This is a genomic window from Oceanobacillus sp. FSL W7-1293 (assembly GCF_037969815.1).
In the GTDB taxonomy this organism is placed as follows: domain Bacteria; phylum Bacillota; class Bacilli; order Bacillales; family Amphibacillaceae; genus Oceanobacillus; species Oceanobacillus oncorhynchi.
In genome coordinates this window covers 4240179-4259498 of the sequence record NZ_CP150212.1, presented here as the reverse complement: position 1 = coordinate 4259498, position 19320 = coordinate 4240179, and the positions used below count along the sequence as shown (strand labels likewise).

Annotated in this window: 17 protein-coding genes; 12 read left to right on the top strand and 5 right to left on the bottom strand. The window is 35.3% G+C overall.

Annotated features, from left to right (window positions below; all coding sequences use genetic code 11):
* Positions 1-90: 90 nt before the first annotated feature.
* From MKY65_RS20575 to MKY65_RS20555, 5 genes are all read right to left on the bottom strand, one after another.
* Positions 91-1071: an ATP-grasp domain-containing protein gene (locus MKY65_RS20575; RefSeq protein ID WP_339180203.1), complete on the bottom strand. Its 981-nt coding sequence runs from the start codon at positions 1069-1071 to the stop codon at positions 91-93.
* A gap of 170 nt (positions 1072-1241) precedes the next feature.
* Positions 1242-2402, bottom strand: a complete 1161-nt coding sequence (locus tag MKY65_RS20570; protein ID WP_339180200.1) for an LCP family protein — start codon at positions 2400-2402, stop codon at positions 1242-1244.
* A 465-nt stretch (positions 2403-2867) separates the two neighbouring features.
* Positions 2868-3260 (bottom strand): glycerol-3-phosphate cytidylyltransferase, encoded by a 393-nt coding sequence (gene tagD / locus MKY65_RS20565; RefSeq protein WP_289585075.1) that lies wholly within the window; start codon positions 3258-3260, stop codon positions 2868-2870.
* 268 nt (positions 3261-3528) lie between these two features.
* On the bottom strand, positions 3529-4566 hold the full coding sequence (locus tag MKY65_RS20560; protein ID WP_339180198.1) for a YheC/YheD family protein: 1038 nt from the start codon (positions 4564-4566) through the stop codon (positions 3529-3531).
* 197 nt (positions 4567-4763) lie between these two features.
* Positions 4764-5888 carry a LysM peptidoglycan-binding domain-containing protein gene (locus tag MKY65_RS20555; RefSeq protein WP_339180195.1) on the bottom strand — a complete coding sequence of 375 codons (1125 nt, stop codon included), beginning with the start codon at positions 5886-5888 and terminating at the stop codon, positions 4764-4766.
* A gap of 749 nt (positions 5889-6637) precedes the next feature.
* Here MKY65_RS20555 and nagA point away from each other — a divergent pair.
* The 12 genes from nagA to MKY65_RS20495 all read left to right on the top strand — a co-directional run bounded on the left by nagA (position 6638) and on the right by MKY65_RS20495 (position 19311).
* Positions 6638-7825, top strand: a complete 1188-nt coding sequence (nagA, locus tag MKY65_RS20550) for an N-acetylglucosamine-6-phosphate deacetylase (RefSeq protein ID WP_339180193.1) — start codon at positions 6638-6640, stop codon at positions 7823-7825.
* A gap of 598 nt (positions 7826-8423) precedes the next feature.
* Positions 8424-9194, top strand: a complete 771-nt coding sequence (locus MKY65_RS20545) for a Wzz/FepE/Etk N-terminal domain-containing protein (RefSeq protein WP_339180190.1) — start codon at positions 8424-8426, stop codon at positions 9192-9194.
* On the top strand, positions 9172-9867 hold the full coding sequence (locus MKY65_RS20540) for a CpsD/CapB family tyrosine-protein kinase (protein WP_339180188.1): 696 nt from the start codon (positions 9172-9174) through the stop codon (positions 9865-9867). The genes MKY65_RS20545 and MKY65_RS20540 overlap by 23 nt, the downstream gene beginning before the upstream one ends.
* Before the next feature lie 191 nt (positions 9868-10058).
* Positions 10059-10823: a CpsB/CapC family capsule biosynthesis tyrosine phosphatase gene (locus MKY65_RS20535; RefSeq protein WP_339180185.1), complete on the top strand. Its 765-nt coding sequence runs from the start codon at positions 10059-10061 to the stop codon at positions 10821-10823.
* A gap of 62 nt (positions 10824-10885) precedes the next feature.
* Entirely contained in the window at positions 10886-12718 is a 1833-nt protein-coding gene (locus MKY65_RS20530; protein ID WP_339180184.1) for a nucleoside-diphosphate sugar epimerase/dehydratase, read from the top strand.
* A gap of 18 nt (positions 12719-12736) precedes the next feature.
* Positions 12737-13615, top strand: coding sequence for a UTP--glucose-1-phosphate uridylyltransferase GalU (gene galU / locus MKY65_RS20525; protein WP_339180182.1), 879 nt, complete (start codon positions 12737-12739; stop codon positions 13613-13615).
* A gap of 25 nt (positions 13616-13640) precedes the next feature.
* A complete protein-coding gene (locus tag MKY65_RS20520) occupies positions 13641-14282 on the top strand; it encodes a sugar transferase (RefSeq protein ID WP_339180180.1) in 642 nt (213 codons plus the stop codon).
* Positions 14279-15133, top strand: a complete 855-nt coding sequence (locus MKY65_RS20515) for an NAD-dependent epimerase/dehydratase family protein (protein WP_339180179.1) — start codon at positions 14279-14281, stop codon at positions 15131-15133. The genes MKY65_RS20520 and MKY65_RS20515 overlap by 4 nt, the downstream gene beginning before the upstream one ends.
* A complete protein-coding gene (locus MKY65_RS20510) occupies positions 15130-15969 on the top strand; it encodes a glycosyltransferase (protein WP_339180177.1) in 840 nt (279 codons plus the stop codon). Before MKY65_RS20515 ends, MKY65_RS20510 begins: the two co-directional genes overlap by 4 nt.
* Positions 15970-15983: 14 nt before the next feature.
* On the top strand, positions 15984-17219 hold the full coding sequence (locus tag MKY65_RS20505; protein ID WP_339180175.1) for a hypothetical protein: 1236 nt from the start codon (positions 15984-15986) through the stop codon (positions 17217-17219).
* Between the two features lie 31 nt (positions 17220-17250).
* Positions 17251-18147 carry a glycosyltransferase family 2 protein gene (locus MKY65_RS20500; protein ID WP_339180173.1) on the top strand — a complete coding sequence of 299 codons (897 nt, stop codon included), beginning with the start codon at positions 17251-17253 and terminating at the stop codon, positions 18145-18147.
* A gap of 18 nt (positions 18148-18165) precedes the next feature.
* Positions 18166-19311, top strand: a complete 1146-nt coding sequence (locus tag MKY65_RS20495; RefSeq protein WP_339180172.1) for a glycosyltransferase — start codon at positions 18166-18168, stop codon at positions 19309-19311.
* The last annotated feature ends 9 nt before the right edge of the window (positions 19312-19320 follow it).

The following is a 19320-nucleotide window of genomic DNA, read 5'->3' as shown; positions in this document are numbered from 1 at the left end:
GAATCTCACTATTCTTGGATAAGTACAAGAGTAGCGAGACTTTTTCTATGATAATGTTTAGGAGAAACTCTTAAGTATAAAAGTAAAAGTTTACTCATTTTTTAGTGATTCTGGAAACATGCCGTCTATTACTTTTGAAATTACTTCACGTGCCTCGCCTTCCCATGGGAAATGATGCATTGTCAGCATTGCATGAGAGTTAATTTCTAGAATATGATAGTCGTCTCCATTAATTAGTACATCTACTCCGCAGACTCTCAATCCAGGTATAGCGAGGATTGCTTTTCGTATGGTTTCTTTCAGTTCTGGTGAGATATCATCGGTGACATCGACTGCATCACCGCCGGTGGAAACATTTGAATTATTTCTTAGATAGACAATCTCGCCTTTTTTCGGAATATCCTTAAAGGAGAAACCTTGTTTTTTTAAAACGCGTTCACTCTCTTCACTGGTATCCAGTTTTTTATGCAGCGGGTTCTTCCTTTGAGTACGTTGTTCATTTTTCGATGTGATTAATTGTTCAATATTTTGCAAACCGTCCCCGATAACATTGGCAGGAACTCTTTTGGCAACTGCTACAATTTCATTTTTTACAAAGGTAAATCGATATTCTATCCCTTCTACAAACTTTTCAATCAAAATTTCATCGCGGGATTCGGCAATCTTCTCAAAACAGGCTTTAAATTCATCATACGTATCTATTTCTACAAATACTAATTTGCCCATGAGACCATCGTTGGGTTTTAGCACAACGGGAAGGATATCTTCTGCCCATTTCCAGGCTCTATCTACTTGATTTTTTGAAAAAACTGCATTTTCTGGAGCGGGATAACCCATTGCGCATAACAGGTTGCCTGTCGCATTTTTATATTTTGTAAGTTTTGTTGCCAACGTTGTATTATAAGCAGCTGATATTCTGCCTCTCCTGATGATATAACTTTTCTTACCATAAATCATTTTGAATCGCTTCTTAGGTAAAATTTCAAATGTAATACCACGATGATAGGCTTCCTCAGCCAGCATTTTATTAGATGTGCTTAAGGATCGCCCGGTAATTTCTTTTATATCCATGCATTTACACCTCATTAAACAGACTTTATTTCATTATATCATTTAGAGAAGGAATAAAAGAATACTAATTTATGAATAGCGTAATTCTCTCATTTTTAGGTCTTTTTTTAATGGACTTCCAAATAAGCAAAAAAAACTCTTTCCCAATAAATCTGGGAAAGAGTTTCGTTTTATAAAGGATTTCCATATTCGTCCGTTTCTTCTTGAGGCACTTCTTCCTGATAAGGCTCTTCCTCCTGATAAGGTTCACCTTGTTCTTCATAAGAGCCTTCCTCTTCATACGTTCCTTCTTCTGTCGGTTCCTCCGAATTAGGATCTTCATAAGTTTCTCCTGATTTCTCCGCAGAGGAACCGGAGATTTCTAAGTGATTTTGAAGCATCCTTTTCGTCTCTTCTAACGCCGGCTCGTCAAGCAGCCAATAATAAGTAGAACCAGGCTGATAATCACTGCCCTCTAAGGTCAGGTCTTCAATATCAAGACCTCCGGTAGCGTACTTAATAAAAGTCATCATTTCATTGAATGTCATGTTTGTATTCATGTTGTTGCCGACCGCGGCAATCAAGTCATCAAATTGAAACACAGAGCTAAGAGATGCTGCTTTATCTGCTACGGCATTGACAACTTCCATTTGCCGTTTTCCGCGCTCAATATCATTATCCAGTTTACGGGTCCGGGCGAATGCTAATGCTTCTTCACCATCAACGGTTTGTTCTCCAGGAAGCAGATGGATTGCTTCCCCTTTATCCATGGAATCAGACTCTTTAAGTTCATATGGAACATCAACGTCAATGCCGCCGATAGCATCTACCACATCAACAAAGGCGTGGAAATTAACACGGACATAATAGTCGACTGGAATATCCATTAAATTTTCAACCGTTTCAATCGTTGCTTTTGGTCCGCCATAGGCATGAGCATGAGTAATTTTTTCCTCACGGCCTACTTCTGGGACATATACATACGAATCACGCGGGATACTAACTAATTTAACGCTGCCTTCATCTCTGTTAAACGTTGCTAACATCAACGTATCAGAGCGAGAGGTTTCTGCATTATTTCGATGTTCGTTTTCATCGACTCCAATAATAAGGATAGACACGTTGTCGATATTCGGGTCAACCTCAAAATCCCTCAAATCGGATTTTTCTCGACCGTCATCCTCATAAGAATCAGAGACTGCATTATTTGCTTTAACATATAAATAACTTCCATAACCAACAACACTGACTAAAGCTAAGCCTATAATAATTAAGGTAATTAAGACACCTTTACGGAGTTTACGCTTTTTTCGCGTCACTCTGCGGCCTCGCATATTTTTTTGTTTTACCATTACAAATCTCCTTTTTTTACAAGAAATATCGACGGATTTCTTGATAAAGCCCATTTAATTTTACTATGGAATGAACTATTAGTAAATTTACAATTGCATTACATATTTATCACGGAGAAACGCCCGTAAAACTCCCGCCTCAAAATAATAAGAGAGAGAATAAATTTATTTAGGCGGGAGATAACGGGCGCTAACTGCCTGAATCACTCAACTAATCATTCAGTGGGAGAATTAAGGAAACAGACTAAATTCGCGACGTCCTGGGGTTGCGATTACTCACCCCACCGAAAAGCGTTGTCGCAACGTCTACACTAGCACATCCTGTGCGTCGAAAAACTCCCACTGAATGAAGTTTCGTTTTATGATGATGTAACAGGGGGAATCAAATAATTTATCCATCACATAAGTACAGCTGAGACACGCTGAAACGGCGCCAGCTTTATTTATATGACAGAGTGTCTATTTTCAGCTGTCGTCTCTTAAATTATCCTTAATCAACGTAGAAGAGATACCATCTGTCCGAGGGAGGTAGACCACTTCACAAAAAGAGCGCAGGGCATCGAATTTTCCTTTCCAATCATTCCCCATAACAAATGTATCGACGTGATAGGTTAAAATATCATCTTTTTTTTGCTCCCAGGAGATTTCAGGGATAACCTTATCGACATAACGTACAGATTCAAGAATGATTTTCCGGTCTTCATAGGAATAAAAAGACTGCTTATGCTTGAGTATATTAAAATCATCGGTGGATAATCCTACAATAAGATAATCACCCATTTCTTTTGCACGCTTTAATAAATTCACATGGCCTACATGCAGTAAATCAAACGTTCCATAAGTGAGAATAGTACGTATCATTTCCACCTCCTAAAACCGTATTAACGTAATAGTAACATAAGAAAAGAACCAGGAATAAATCTGAGGACAAAAAATATGTTTTTTCGCTATAGAAAAAGGGAATTTAGAAAATGAAGTTCTGTGCAAAAAGCATTATGCATGGCATAAGGTAAGCTGAACGTACAGATAGCTGTAATGGATATAGAGCTGCCAGAAATGTCGCAGCGTGCTGTGGCATTTCTGGCAGAATACATCGTTTAAAGAAACATATAGAGAACCGAGCTTCTTAAGCTAATTCCTTGGGGGAATGATTCGCATTTTGTTCAGCTAAGTAAACATAATAGTCTGTTCGTAATTGTGCTACTTCTTGATGAAGCAGTGAAGAATCAGGGGCACTGATGGACTCAAAGAGCACAAGGTTCTGGTCCTTATCGATTCCAATATCCAGACCAAGTGTAGCTAATTCTTTTTTTCGTGTTTTTTCTATTTTTTTTGCAACATTTAAGGCAAACGAATTCAGATGCTCATCCACTGCAGGGGCATCCTCAGTAAATTTTAATGTTAAAAACATACCTGCATCAAAGGTGACGCCGCTTTCTTGATTGTTGGGAGAAACTTGTTTTTCCGTACCAACGCGAATATATTTTTTCACAATGACCCACTCGCCCACTTTATTTTTCTCTAAATGAACACGGCAATTAAAGGGCTCACCCTGTTCCGTTCTGGAAGGTATGTATGGCTGGACAATACATTTACGTTTGGAAATAATAGATTGAAAGAATGCGAAGACTTCTTTCAATGTCATGTTCGCATTCGCAGTGGAATCCTGATGACTGACCAGGAAGGAATCTTTATCTGCCTGTACGATTTTATAAATGTTTTCTCCGGATTGACTGTAGACAGGCTTCACAACGACTTCTCCATATTTTATTAAAAAGCCTTTAATAATAGAGAAGCTTTTACAACGTAAGGTTGGAATGGCATACTTCTGAAGCTGCGGATCCTTTGTTAACATTTCCTGGACACTTTCCTTGGAGATTTTATTTCTCCCATCCTCGGTTAAGTAGGCGCGATCTTGTAAATAGGCTATTTTTTGTTTGGATTTTAAGCAGAATGCAGAAACATCAATAATCTTTGGAATAGACATCTCGACATTTTCCCACGTATCTTCCTTTAAAACCATCCCGGAGGTCATATGGTCATCTTCGTTGATATCGCTTGGGTTCATATACAGAATCTCGATTCCTTTGGATTGTGCTTCGATGGATATCTCTTTTGCCAGATCGGTTGGTTCTTTGAAAGGTTGCATTAGTCCTACTAACATGGAATCAATTCTCCTCCTAATTATTCGTATTTCTAATTATCTATTTTTAATTTTACCATAATCTATTGTGTTATGAAGTACCATTTTTTGAAAAGACACGAACATGACCGGTTTGTCAAGCGGGAAGCAAAATAAAAATCTGTACCTGCTGTTCGTCTGGAACAGGCGGGTACAGATTTTTCAATAATACTCGTATTTTAATAAAAACGTTTAAAGCTGTCGAAATGAGAGCTCCAGTAAGGGTTATCCAAGGATGTGATGGTAACACCAGTAGATGAACCTGCATGAAGGAACTGATTATTTCCAACATAGATACCCATATGAGATGGACCAGATTTATACGTTCCAGAGAAGAATACTAAATCTCCTACCTGCGGATTGCTAATCGTCTGTGCTCTGTCATAATAGCCTGCAACACTGGTACGAGGAATATTTTTACCTGCCTGATTATAAGCGTAATAGATGAACCCACTGCAATCAAACCCGCCAGGAGAACTTCCTCCCCATACATAAGGGTCGCCCTGTTGGCTTTTCCCGACAGAGATAAGGGTGTCTACATTATAACCTGCACTAGATGATGAGCTGCTGGAAGAGCTGTTGGATGATCCAGAGCTGCTATTTGAACTGCTGCTGTTAGAAGAGCTGGAACTAGAGCTGCTGGAACCATTTACTTTTAATGTCTGGCCGGCAATAATCAAATCAGATGACAGGTTATTGAGCGATTTTAATTTAGATACAGTCGTTCCATGCTGACTTGCGATTTTAGAAAGGCTGTCCCCAGATTTCACCTTATAGGTGCTGGAAGAACTGGAGCTTGATCCAGAACTTGAATTGGAACTAGAGCTGCTAGAATTACTAGAGCTTGAACTGCTGGAACCGCCGCTGCTGACAGTTAATTTATTTCCAGGGTAAATTAATGTCGTAGATAGATTATTCCACTTCATTAGGTTATTTAAAGAAATACCGTGTCGAGAGGCAATACCGCTTAATGTATCACCGGATTTCACTGTATATGTACTTCCGCTGGAACTGCTTGAGCTTGAATTCGAGCTGGAGCTGGAACTAGAAGAAGAACCAGAGCTGGAATTCGAACTTGAAGACCCAGTTGTTTGTAAAACCTGATTCGGGAAAATAAGATCCGAAGAAAGGTTATTGATAGATTTTAATTTGGACACGGTTGTTCCTTGACTTTGGGCGATTTTCCATAGATTGTCGCCACTTTTTACTTTGTAAGATGCTGCGTCAGCACTGTCTGTTGCTACAAAGGCAGATGCAATTGCTGCAGATGCAGTAACAGAGAAGATGATTTTTTTGTTAGCCATGTGTGCGTTTCCTCCTTAGATTTTAATGATTGGGGTTTTAGAGATGTGTTTGAATATGATTTGTAGGAGACCAAAGAGGAGTGCATCAAGAAAATAACTGTGTGTGACAGGTATACTTTCTATTAGCTTTGTCCGTACATTATATTAATGAAGAAATAAATCCATAAACGATGTACGACAATCCCGGTATAAGTACAAATCCCATATTCCATAAACGAACAAGATGTATTTTACTTCCAGATGTTTGTTTATTGTGATTGATAGAATGTAGATTGTTAGTTTTAATGAAGTATTACTAGTTTATTTCATTACGGCATAGTACAAATATGTAATCTAGCACATCTGTCTATGAAAAATAATCCAATAAATACATCTTTATAGAATTATATCGTTTTATAGATAATATTGGTAGGTTATATAGAGAAATGTAACATGTTTGTAATGTTTTAAAAAATAAGGTCGATAGAACTGTTTTGATAACTCTTTCATTTAATTAATAGGTATATAATCGGGTTAAAAGTATCATCAACTTTAATATATTTAGTTCATAATGATTATAAAAAGTAATTATTTACATGATGTTTATTGGTAATTAATGTGAATGAATAATGAACAGACCTTTATGTGCAACTTTTCAATAAATGAATTTCGCTAAATCATTTCATTTCCCGGGAAATAACAACAAAATATACATTTATTAAAGAGATAGCGTTATAATAGAAGAAATAGATAAATTGGAGGAATAGAGGGTGGAACAATCAACATTGCTTATAAAAAACATTCAAGAAGCGTATCTGCCGGAAGGAGTTATAAAAAATGCATCCGTTATATCAGAGAACGGAAGAATAACACAGATTCTGACACAAGAAGAAGCAGCTGATCTATCCTTTTCTGGAAAAGTGATCGATGCAGAGAGCAAATTGAAATTGCTGCCGGGATTTATTGATGGACATATTCATGGTGGCTATGGTGTGGATGTGATGGATGCGACACCAGAAGCCTTACAGACACTTGCAGAAAAGCTGCCATCAGAAGGAACGACCAGCTATCTCGCTACAACTATTACCCAATCAGACGAAGAAATCTCTAATGCTTTAAAAAATGTTGCTGCATGGACTGCTGATGAACAAAAAACAGGAGCGGATTTAGTCGGTGTTCATTTAGAAGGTCCTTTTGTAGAAGTTTCCAAAGCAGGAGCACAGCCGAAACAATATATTACAGAACCGGATCTGGCTAAATTTCTCACATGGCAGGATGATGTAAACGGACAAATTCGGACAATTACTATGGCTCCTGAGCATGATAAAACAGGAGAGTTTATACAAACACTAAATCAATCTGGCGTGAATGTATCTGCAGGGCATACAGATGCTTCCTTTCAACAGATAAAGAATGCCACGAAATTAGGGGTTAGACAGTTGACGCATTTATGTAATGCAATGAATGGTATACATCATCGGGATATCGGAGCGGTAGGGGCTTCCTTTCAGTTAGAGGATTTACGCGCTGAGTTGATTTCAGATGGTATTCATGTTGTGCCAGAGATGCTGCAGCTTATTTTTGATAATGTTGGGTCTGATCGAATTATTATGATTACCGATGCGATGCGGGCAAAAGGCTTGAAAGAGGGAGAGTACGAGCTTGGAGGACAGCCTGTTTTTGTGAAAAATGGAGAAGCTACCCTGGATAATGGCTCATTGGCTGGCAGTATTTTGAAAATGATTGATGCGGTGAAGATGATGCTGGAACTAGATGGAGTTACTTTACAGGATATTGTTAAAATGACAGCAGTTAATCCGGCGAAACAAGTTGGTATTTTTGATCGAAAGGGCAGTGTTGAAGTTGGGAAGGATGCGGATTTTGTTTTGTTAGATGAGGAGATGGATGTTGCTTATACGGTTTGTAGAGGGGAAGTTGCTTATTGTCAAGAGGAGTAATTAGGAAGTTCTTTTAAGTGAAGCAAAGCATTCGATAAAGGATAGTAGAGAAGAATGCTTTGCTTTTGATTCATTATTGGAATTGGCATTTATTAATATAGAAGATAGTTTTTATATAAAAGCAATTTCTTGATTCAACATTCTTTTTAACTGGTTTAAAGATATTAATTAGCTGAAAAAATTAATAACTGGAAACTAATATATAGCAAAGCTTTCTAATATTAAACTATCTAATCTATTTATCTATTATTTTTAATATGATATTAACTAAAGCAAAGTGTAATTAAATTGTAATAAATCGTTTAGTCTTGACATAATGATGAACGAAAACGTTTTCTTTGTTGATGGACAAAAATTTCACAAAATATATATGGTAAAATACATTCAGTATGATATAATTCGACTTATGGCAAAAAACACCTAAAAAATAAGTGTGTTTTTCGTGTGGCATGAATAAATGACTAGTGAAAAATACATGTTATTCATACCAAATATGTTATATAATGGATATTCATTCTTTTGTAAGCAATTATCCAAATAATTATAAGATAGTAAGATTTCAAGAAAATGATTTTAATAAAGTAATGGAGGTAAAGAAATGGAAGAAACGATATCTTTAAAGGAGATAGCTGAAGTTATCAAAAAGCGCCTGTTGCTTATATTGACATTTATGCTGGGTGCGGCTTTTATCGCAGCTATCGTTAGTTACCTGGTGCTGACCCCGCAATATGAAAACAGTTCACAGTTTATTGTTAATCAGACGCAACAAGAAGAGAATGCGGGACAGTTTACGCAATCCGATTTAAGAACAAATGTTGAAATTATAAATACATATAATGTAATAATTAGCAGTCCGGCTATTCTAGATCCAGTGATTGATGAACTGGGGTTAAATCTAACAACCAATCAATTAGCAGATAAAATTAATGTCAGCAGTGAAGAGGACTCACAGGTCGTTACAGTAACGGCAACAGATGAGGACCCTGTACAGGCTGTCAACATTGCCAATACAACGGTAGAAATATTCCAAGAAGAAATCCCATCGATTATGAATGTCGATAATGTTGCTATTTTGACACAGGCTGAATTAGCAGAGAATCCATCACCAGTTGCCCCCAACCCCGTATTAAATATCGCAATTGGTGTCGTACTTGGAGCGATGTTGGGTGTAGGAATGGCATTTTTATTAGAATACCTTGATAACACCATCAAAACCGAACAAGATATCGCAAAACAGCTAGACGTACCGGTACTTGGTGTCATCTCGCATGTCGATGAAAGTGATATTCGAGGACAGCAGCAAGCTAATCTGGGATCAGCAGAAACAACAGGGAGGAGAGGTTTAAATGGCGCGAAAAAAACAGTTTAATGCGGGCAGTAAAATGCGGCATCTAATTACAAATAGCAATCCTCGTTCCCCTATTTCGGAACAGTATCGTACGGTGAGAACCAATTTACAATTTGCATCCGTAGATAATGAAATTAAAAGCATGCTGCTCACTTCTGCTGGACCAGCCGAAGGAAAATCAATGACAACAGCAAATTTGGCTGTCGTGTATGCGCAGCAGGGAAAGAAAGTATTGCTAGTCGACGCTGATTTGCGTAAGCCGACCATTCATTATACTTTCCGTTTAGATAACTTACGCGGCTTAAGTAATATATTAGTAGGCGAAACAACCATCGAAGAAACCGTAGAAGCTTCCGATATTACTAATTTAGATGTGATTTCTTGTGGTCCGATACCGCCCAATCCGTCTGAATTATTAGGCTCAAGGAGAATGCAGGCTTTTATTGAAGCAGCAGAAAAAAAATATGATATGGTTATTTTCGATATGCCGCCAGTCCTTGCAGTTACCGATGCGAAAATATTAGCTAATTATGTAGATGGTGTGATTTTAGTTGTACGCAGTAAAAAAACAGAGAATGAGGCCGCAAAACAAGCATTGGAAGCACTCCAATCTGTTCATGCGAACGTTCTTGGAGTCGTTTTAAATGACAGAGATAAAAAAGAAGCCAATTATTACTATTATTATGGCAGCTAAAAGTAAAAAGAGCTCTTTAGATAAGTGCTCTTTTTATTAGAATTTCAATTTAGTTCATAATGAGGAGATAGAGAAGGAAGATAATGAATACTTCGTTGTGAATCGTTTTGGAATGAGCTATAATTTAACCAATGGAAAGTAACGTAAAGCGAAACAGCGCAATGTTTTTTTAACGTTGGGAGGGTCAACGGATGATAGATATACACACGCATATTTTACCAGGTATTGATGATGGTGCGAAATCAGAGGAAGATAGTATTGCCATGGCGAAACAGGCTGTTGAACAAGGGATTCATACGGTGATTGCGACACCGCATCATTATAACGGCTCTTATTTTAATGATAAGGCATCCATCCTTACTAATGTCTCCATCTTAAATGAATTATTCAAGAATGAGGGTATTCCTTTGGACGTATTGCCTGGTCAAGAGACAAGAATCTATGGTGAAATTCTGCAAGGGATAGACAATGATGAGATTTTGTCTTTAAATGAAACCAAATTTCTCTTTATTGAATTTCCTAGTGCCAGTGTTCCGCAGTATGCCAAGCAGATGCTTTTTGACATTCAAATGAAGGGACTTACACCTATTATTGTGCATCCCGAAAGAAATATTGAGTTATTAGAAAATCCTAATCTATTATATGATTTCGTTAAAAATGGTGCGTTAAGTCAAGTTACTGCAGGCAGTCTAGTCGGTAAATTTGGCAAGGATATCAAAAAGTACGCAGAACAATTGATTGAATGTAATCAAACCCATTTTATTGCATCGGATGCACATAACATCAAGTCAAGAAAATTTGTCATGAACGAAGCATTTGATAGCATCGAAAAAAAATATGGGGCTGATTTTGTTTATTTATTTCAAGAAAATAGTCAGTTGCTGATAAACAATAAAAATGTGAATCGTATGGAACCTCGTTTACCAAAGAAAAAGAAATTTTTGGGGTTGTTTTAAAAGAAGCAAATCTAGTCATTTTCTATACAGATTAGGAAGTTGAAAGGAAGGGAGACTCTCCCATGACATATAAAAAAAGATTGGCACTCTTAATATTATTAGACTCACTGATTGTAACGTCATCGGTCTTTATTGCATTCTGGATGGTTTACCCATCGTATCCAGATGTTTTTCTAGCGGATGAACTTTGGATAAGTGCGATTGCCTTTTTAATTTTTCATCATATTTTTGCCTTTGTTTTTAAGTTATACAATAAAGTCTGGTCTTATGCAAGTATTAGAGAATTAATTGCCATTGTAAAAGCTGTAACATTAACTATTATCTCTGTTGGCGTAGTGCAGTTTTTTATCAACGATCAGATATTTCGAAGAGCGTTAGTTATCACATGGCTTTTACATATTGTGCTTATTGGAGGCTCCCGTTTTGTATGGCGGTTAACAAGAGATCGTTATATCAATAAAAAAGGGGAAAATCAAAAGCGGACGTTAATTATTGGTGCGGGTGCTGCGGGAGTTATGATTGCCCGCCAGCTGCAAAATGAAAGTGAAAAAGCCGAGCTTTATCCGATTGGGTTTATTGATGATGATTTAACCAAACAAAAGATGGAAATACTTAGCTTACCAGTTGTCGGTATGTCTAAAGATATCTCCGAAATTGTAGAAAGTATTCAAGTTGAACATATTGTTATAGCTATTCCTTCATTAAATAATGGAGCTTTAAAGAAATTAATCAATCAGTGTAATGAAACAGGAGTTTCTGTACAATTGCTTCCGAGAATTGAAGATTTAATGACAGGTAAAATTTCTGTCAGTAATCTAAAAAATGTCGAAGTTGAGGATTTACTAGGAAGAGCGCCTGTTAAATTAGATATTGGAGCTATTTCTGAATATGTAACGGGGACTACAGTGATGGTAACAGGAGCAGGGGGATCAATTGGTTCTGAAATTTGTCGACAGTTGATGCGCTTTTCACCAAGAAAGCTATTACTGGTCGGACATGGTGAGTTTAGCATTTATAATATTGATATGGAATTAAAAACTACTTTAGAACAAATTGATACAGAAATCATTCCTATTATTGGTGATATTCAAGATAGAGAACGTATTTTTGATATTGTTCAAGAGCACCAACCCGCTATTATTTACCATGCAGCAGCACATAAACATGTTCCTTTAATGGAATATAACCCACATGAAGCTGTGAAAAACAATGTTATTGGCACGAAAAATGTCGCAGAAGCTGCGGATACATTTGGCGTGTCTAAATTTGTGATGGTTTCTACTGATAAGGCAGTAAATCCAACCAATGTGATGGGTGCAAGTAAGAGAATTGCGGAGATGATTGTTCAAGGATTAGCTCAACAAAGTACTACGAAATTTGTTGCTGTACGCTTCGGAAATGTGCTTGGAAGCAGAGGCAGTGTTATTCCGTTGTTTAAGAAGCAAATCGAACAAGGCGGACCGATTACGGTAACCCATGAAGATATGACAAGATTTTTTATGACGATTCCAGAAGCATCCCGATTAGTAATTCAAGCAGGTACACTTGCCAAAGGTGGGGAAATTTTTGTGCTTGATATGGGAGAACCTGTCAAAATATCTGACTTAGCTAAGAATTTAATTAAATTATCTGGCTATATGGAAGCGGAAATTCCGATTAAGTATTCCGGTTTACGCCCTGGAGAGAAAATGTATGAAGAACTACTAAATGAGGACGAGGTATTTCCTGGTCAAGTCTATGAGAAAATTTATGTTGGACGTACAGTAGAAGTAGATAGACAATTGATTATAGATTTACTGGAAAAGTATGAGGATTATAATAATGTTGAGTTGAAAGAAGAAATGATGAAGATTGTTTTTGCGGAACGTCGAGTGCTTGAAGCGATGAAAGCGTAGAAAAGGAGATAAGTAATAATGAAAACTATAAAAAAAGCGATTATTCCTGCAGCTGGATTAGGAACTAGATTTTTACCGGCAACGAAAGCTATGCCGAAAGAAATGTTACCGATTGTTGATAAGCCAACGATTCAATATATTATCGAAGAAGCAATTGAATCGGGTATTGAGGATATTATTATTGTTACTGGAAAAGGTAAGCGTGCGATTGAGGACCATTTTGATCATAACTTTGAATTAGAAGATACTTTAGTGAAAAAAGAGAAATTCGATATTTTGGAGAAAGTAAATTATGCATCTAATGTTGATTTACACTATATTCGCCAGAAAGAGCCTAAGGGTTTAGGACATGCTGTTTGGAGTGCACGTAAATTTATCGGTAATGAACCATTTGCTGTTTTGCTAGGTGATGATATTGTAAAGGCTGATACGCCTGGATTGCGTCAACTCATTGATCAATATGAGGAAACGCAGAGTTCGATTGTTGGTGTGCAGCAGGTTCCCGAGGAAGATACATCCCGCTATGGGATTGTTGATCCAAGTACAGTAGAAGGTCGTCGCTATAAAGTACATAACTTTGTTGAAAAGCCGGAAGCAGGTACAGCGCCTTCCAATTTGGCTATTATGGGACGGTATATTTTCAATCCGGAAATCTTCCAATTCCTTGATAAGCAGCAGATTGGAGCAGGCGGAGAGATTCAATTGACAGATGCGATTCAGATGTTGAATGAGACTCAGCCAGTCTATGCGTACGATTTTGAAGGACGACGGTATGATGTTGGAGAGAAATTAGGTTTTGTGAAGACGACGGTTGAGTTGGCATTGGAGAATGAAGAGATTCGCGATGAGCTTTATCAGTTTTTGGTAGAGACGGTGAATGATGTGAGAGTGAAATAATAAAAGCCCCACGGAGGAATCCAGCATGTTATTTAAGACTGCGAAACGTATTGTTGATATTGTTTTATCTGCTTTAGGAATTATTATATTGTCGCCTTTTTATCTTCTATTAATTATAGCTATAAAAATTGATTCAAGAGGTCCGATTCTTTTTAAACAGAAAAGAGTCGGACAAGGCAAGCAATATTTTAATATACTGAAGTTCCGCACCATGCGTATTGATACACCAAAAGATACGCCTACCCATCTATTGAAGGATCCAGATCAGTATATTACGAAGGTTGGCAAGTTCATGCGGAAAACATCCTTAGATGAACTTCCGCAGATATGGAATATATTGATTGGCAATATGAGTATCGTTGGACCGAGACCAGCACTTTGGAATCAATATGACCTTATTGAAGAGCGAGATAAATATCGTGCTAATGATGTTAAACCTGGATTAACCGGGCTCGCGCAAATTAGCGGCAGAGATGAATTGCCTATTGACGTGAAAGCAAAGATAGATGGGGAGTACGTCAAAAAAATGGGCGTTTTCATGGATATTAAATGCTTCTTAGGAACATTTATCAGTGTAGTAAAGAGTGATGGTGTAGTAGAAGGCTATGTGGAGAAAGAAAAAAAAGAAGAGCAGCAAGAAGCGGATAAGGAGTATATGTCAAAATGAAACATGTCTTAATTACTGGCGAAAACAGTTATGTTGGCAATTCATTTGCTGCGTGGGTCAATGAAGATCCTAAGATAAGTATAGAAAAAATGAGTTTACGTGATGGAACTTGGAGAGAGAGAGATTTTTCGGAGTTTGATGCGGTGTTGCATGTTGCTGGGATTGCGCATCAAAAAGAAACCAAAGAAAACGAATATTTATATTATCAGGTTAATAGAGATTTGGCTATAGAGGTTGCTGAGAAAGCAAAAAATGACGGTGTTAATCATTTCGTATTTTTAAGTTCCATGAGTGTGTATGGTCTAGAAACAGGAGTAATTAATGAAAGCACACCACTAAAACCGAAGACGAATTATGGAATATCAAAACTAGAAGCTGAAAAAGGTTTGGCTGATTTAACTTGTTCAACGTTTAATATAGCAATACTTCGCCCGCCAATGATATATGGAGCAGACTGTAAAGGAAATTATCCAAAGTTAGCTAAATTAGCAATTAAATCACCTTTTTTTCCTGATATCGAAAATAAACGTAGTATGATTTTTATAGATACCTTATCTGAGTTTATAAAGAGATTAATCAATTATAGTGAAGTTGGTTTGTATTTTCCGCAAAATGCAGACTATGTAAAAACAAGTGAAATGGTGAAAATTATAGCCGAAGTGCACGGGAAAAAATTGTCTTTGATTAAACTTTTTAATCCTTTTATAAAGCTTTTTCAAATACAAACAGTAAATAAGGTTTTTGGAGATCTGGTTTATGATAAAAATCTATCTGGGCACGTTAGAGATTACAATATTGTGGACTTTAGAACCTCGATAGAGTTAACAGAGAATGTGGAGAATAACTTATGAGTAAAGAAAAAAAATATAGTGTATTAATGTCAATATATGAAAATGAGAATCCCGATTATTTTAAGCTGAGTATAGAAAGCATGATAAATCAAAGTTTGCCACCAAGTGAAATTGTAATTGTGAAGGATGGGAAACTTCCAGAAGAACTTGATAGTGTAATAGAAGAATATCAAAGTTTCTATACTAACCTATTTTCCATTGTTCCCTTAGAGCACAATGTAGGATTGGGAAAAGCTTTGAATGAAGGACTTAAAGTATGCAAATATGAATTAGTAGCAAGAATGGATACAGATGATATTTCCACAAACGAAAGATGCGAACTTCAAGTAAAAGAATTTATGAAGGACAAGAGTCTTACTATTATAGGTTCTAATATAGATGAATTTTATGATGAACCAGAGCAAATCGCCACATCAAGAGTTGTGCCTTCTGATCATAAGGAAATCTTGAAGTTTGCAAAAAGAAGAAACCCCTTTAATCATCCAAGTGTGATGTATAAGAAGACAGAAGTGTTACAGTGTGGAGGGTATGGTGACTTTAGAAGAAATCAAGATTTAGATTTGTTTGTTCGTATGCTGCATAATGGTTGTAGAGGAAAAAATATTAATAAGTCATTACTATTATTCAGAGCAAATGAAGATAATCTGAAGAGAAGAAAAAGCTGGACAAAATGTAAAAGTTACACTGCAATGATATACAATTTTTGGAGGAAAGGCTATTCAAGTTTATGGGACTTAATAGTTGTCGCAACGAGCCAGGTAATAGTTCTGGTTGCTCCTACTAGCTTTTTAGAATGGTTATCAAATAATTATCTAAGAAAAACAGATACTAAATAAAAGGGTTGGTTAGGTTGGGTATTGAGAATAAAGTTAATACTTTTTTAAATAAAGCACCAGCAGTAAAAAAATTAGTGAAAAGATCATATCAGTTAGCTATGTATGCTGTATCTCCTAAAATAAAATATGAAGGGAATATTAAACGTGTTACACCCAAAGATGGCAAAGAGTACTTTTTTGGATACTATGATAAATCACCTTGGGATATAACTGATAGATACATGTTATGTTTAAGGGTGGGGGATACAACAAAATCAACTGCCCCAAAAGAAAAAGCTGAAATAATATTAATTGATACAAAAAATGATAACAGTTATAAAAAAATTGCTGAAACTAATACTTGGAATGTTCAGCAAGGAAGTATGTTACAATGGCTTGGTCCTAATTATGATAGGAAAATTATATATAATGATTTTCGTAACAATAGGTATTGTTCAGTAATACTTGATATTTATTCAAATGAAGAGAAAGTAATCGATATGCCAGTTTACAGTGTTGCAAATGATGGTAGTTTTGCTCTTTCGTTAGATTTTTCAAGGCTACATAGATTAAGAAAGGGTTACGGCTATTCTAATAAGGAAGAAAAATCAAAAGGTGAGAAAGTACCTGATAAAACTTGTATTTGGAAGGTTGATTTAGAAACTGGTAAAACTGAATCACTTTTAAATTATACAGACTTCTATAACTTTGAGACTAGAGAAGATATGGTTGGCGCAGAGCATAAAGTTAATCATATAATGTTAAATCCAAGTGCAAATAGATTTATGGTATTACATAGATGGGTACTTGGTTCAAAGAAATTTACGAGACTCATAACGATTAATACAGATGGAAATGAGATGTACAATCTTAGTGATGATGATATGACTTCACATTGTTATTGGAAAAATGATAATGAAATTATTGCTTATGCTAGAAAGAAAGAATATGGAAACGGGTATTTTTTAATGCAAGATAGAAGTGATGATTTTGAACATAAGTGGCCTGAATTAGCTGCAGATGGACACCCGAGTTATTCTCCAGATGGAAATAAAGTGGTAACAGACACATACCCTAATCGTAGTAGGTTGTCAAAAGTGTATATTATCGAAAATAATAATATTAAGACTATAGCAAAAGTTTTTGCGCCATTTAAATATGATAATGATTTTAGATGTGATTTACATCCTAGATGGAATAGGGATGGAGATAAAATTTGTATTGATGCTGTATTTGAAGGGAAAAGAAAACTATATATTATTGGTAAATAATATAAAATATATATTTTAATGGGGTGGTCATTTGGTCAAGGTAAGTGTGATTATACCTACAAAAGATAGAGAAATTAGTATCGAAAGAGCTATTAAGAGTGTCTTGGGTCAGACAATTCAAGATATAGAGATTATAGTCGTGGATGACAATTCAAGTGATAATACGTTTGAATCAATTAATCGATTCAAAAAAACATCTCATATAGATATAACTTATTTAAAAAATGAAAAAAATTTAGGAGGTGCAGTCTCTAGAAATAAAGGAGCTTTAAAATCTAAAGGAAAGTATATAGCATTTTTAGATAGCGATGATGAATGGCTACCTAATCATCTAGAAGCAGGAATTAATGTGATTGAAAAGAGTGAAGTTAAAGGGGTATATGGATCTTTTTATACTAAAGATCAGAGTGGTGAAACCCATTCAAAAAACATAATAAAAAAACCAGTAAATATGTCTATGGCTAATTACATTTTTTCAAGGTTGGGAGATAGTAGAACATCTACCTTTATATTTGTAGCTAATAATTTTTTGGAGATACTATTTGATGAAAAACAAGAAAAACACCAAGATTGGGATTTGGCCATTAGATTTGATAAAAAATATAATTTAGGTTTTAATGACGAACAAAGTGTTATTATACATTATGATACCAATAATAGAATGAGCGGTTCAATGAATCATAAAGCAACTCATTTTTTAATACAAAAACATTATAGTCTGGTAGAACCTGAAAATAAAATTAATTTTTATTTGTTTTTATTAAAAAACACATTAAAATTAGAGGGAAGAACTACAGATTTTTATAATTATGATGAGCTTTTAAAAGAATGTATTAATAGATATAAAATTACTATTACTTTAAAACAAAAGATAAAAAGGCTTATATATAAATATCTTCCAATAAGTATTGTGAAGTATATTTTCTAAATTTGAAATGAGGTTATTATGAAAAAAACATTACACATTATGTCGTTATCTAGAAACGCTGGCTTAGAAATAATGTTTTTAAATTATCTAAAGTATATGAAACAAAAAAATCCCGAATATATTTCTTTTCAATATGTTTTAGGGTTAAATATATCAGATTATTTTAAGAAAGAATTAAACAAGTTAGGAGTAAATGTATATAATTGCAAAAAAACCAGTAAATTTGATATCTCACCAATTAAATTGGCCAATCAAATAATAAAGAAAGAAAATATAGAGATTATTTATGGTCAAAATTTCATAGGAAATGTAATAGCTAGTTTTATAAAAATAAGACATAAAGAATTAAAGTTGATATGTCACGAACATGGCACCTCTTGGAACGTGAAAAATGTAACTTCCTTATTAACAAAATTATGGATATCTAAAGCAGATATTATTATAGGGAATTCTAAGGCTGCAGGTATATTGTTGAAAAATAGGTTTAAAGCACCCGAAAATAAAATTAAAATTATTTATAATGGTGTACCAAAACAAGACTTAATAAAAGAGAAAAAAAATAAAAAAAGATTACTATTTGCAGGTAGATTAGATATTGTAAAGTCACCCCATACATTGATTTATATGATGTCATATTTGATTAAAAAAGATCCTTATATTGATTTAATTATTTTAGGAGAAGGACCTTGTGAGCAAAGTTTACAAGATCTATCAATTAAACTTAATTTAGATTCTAATATTCATTTTAAAGGAAATGTTAATAATGTTAATGAATATATGGCTTCTTCAATGTTATTGATTTTACCATCAATGAGAGAGGCTTTAGGTAATGTTACCATAGAAGCAGCTTTTCAAGAAACACCAACAATAGGAACTAATATAGATGGGATTCCTGAAACAATAAAAGATGGTATTACTGGGGCTTTGGTTGAAGCAGAGTACAAGCTATATAAAAAAACTCCAACAAAAAAAGTTGTGAATTTAACTGAAAGTTCTCTTCAAAAACCTTTAAGCCCGTCTGCAAAAAAAATTGCCGATAAAGTATTAGAGCTTTTATCAGACTATGAGGATGTTGTAACTATGGGTAGAAACGCACGTGAATTTGTTAGCGGGAAATTTTCTATGAATAATTACTATGAAAATATAACAAAATTATTGAAATAAGGTTTCTAT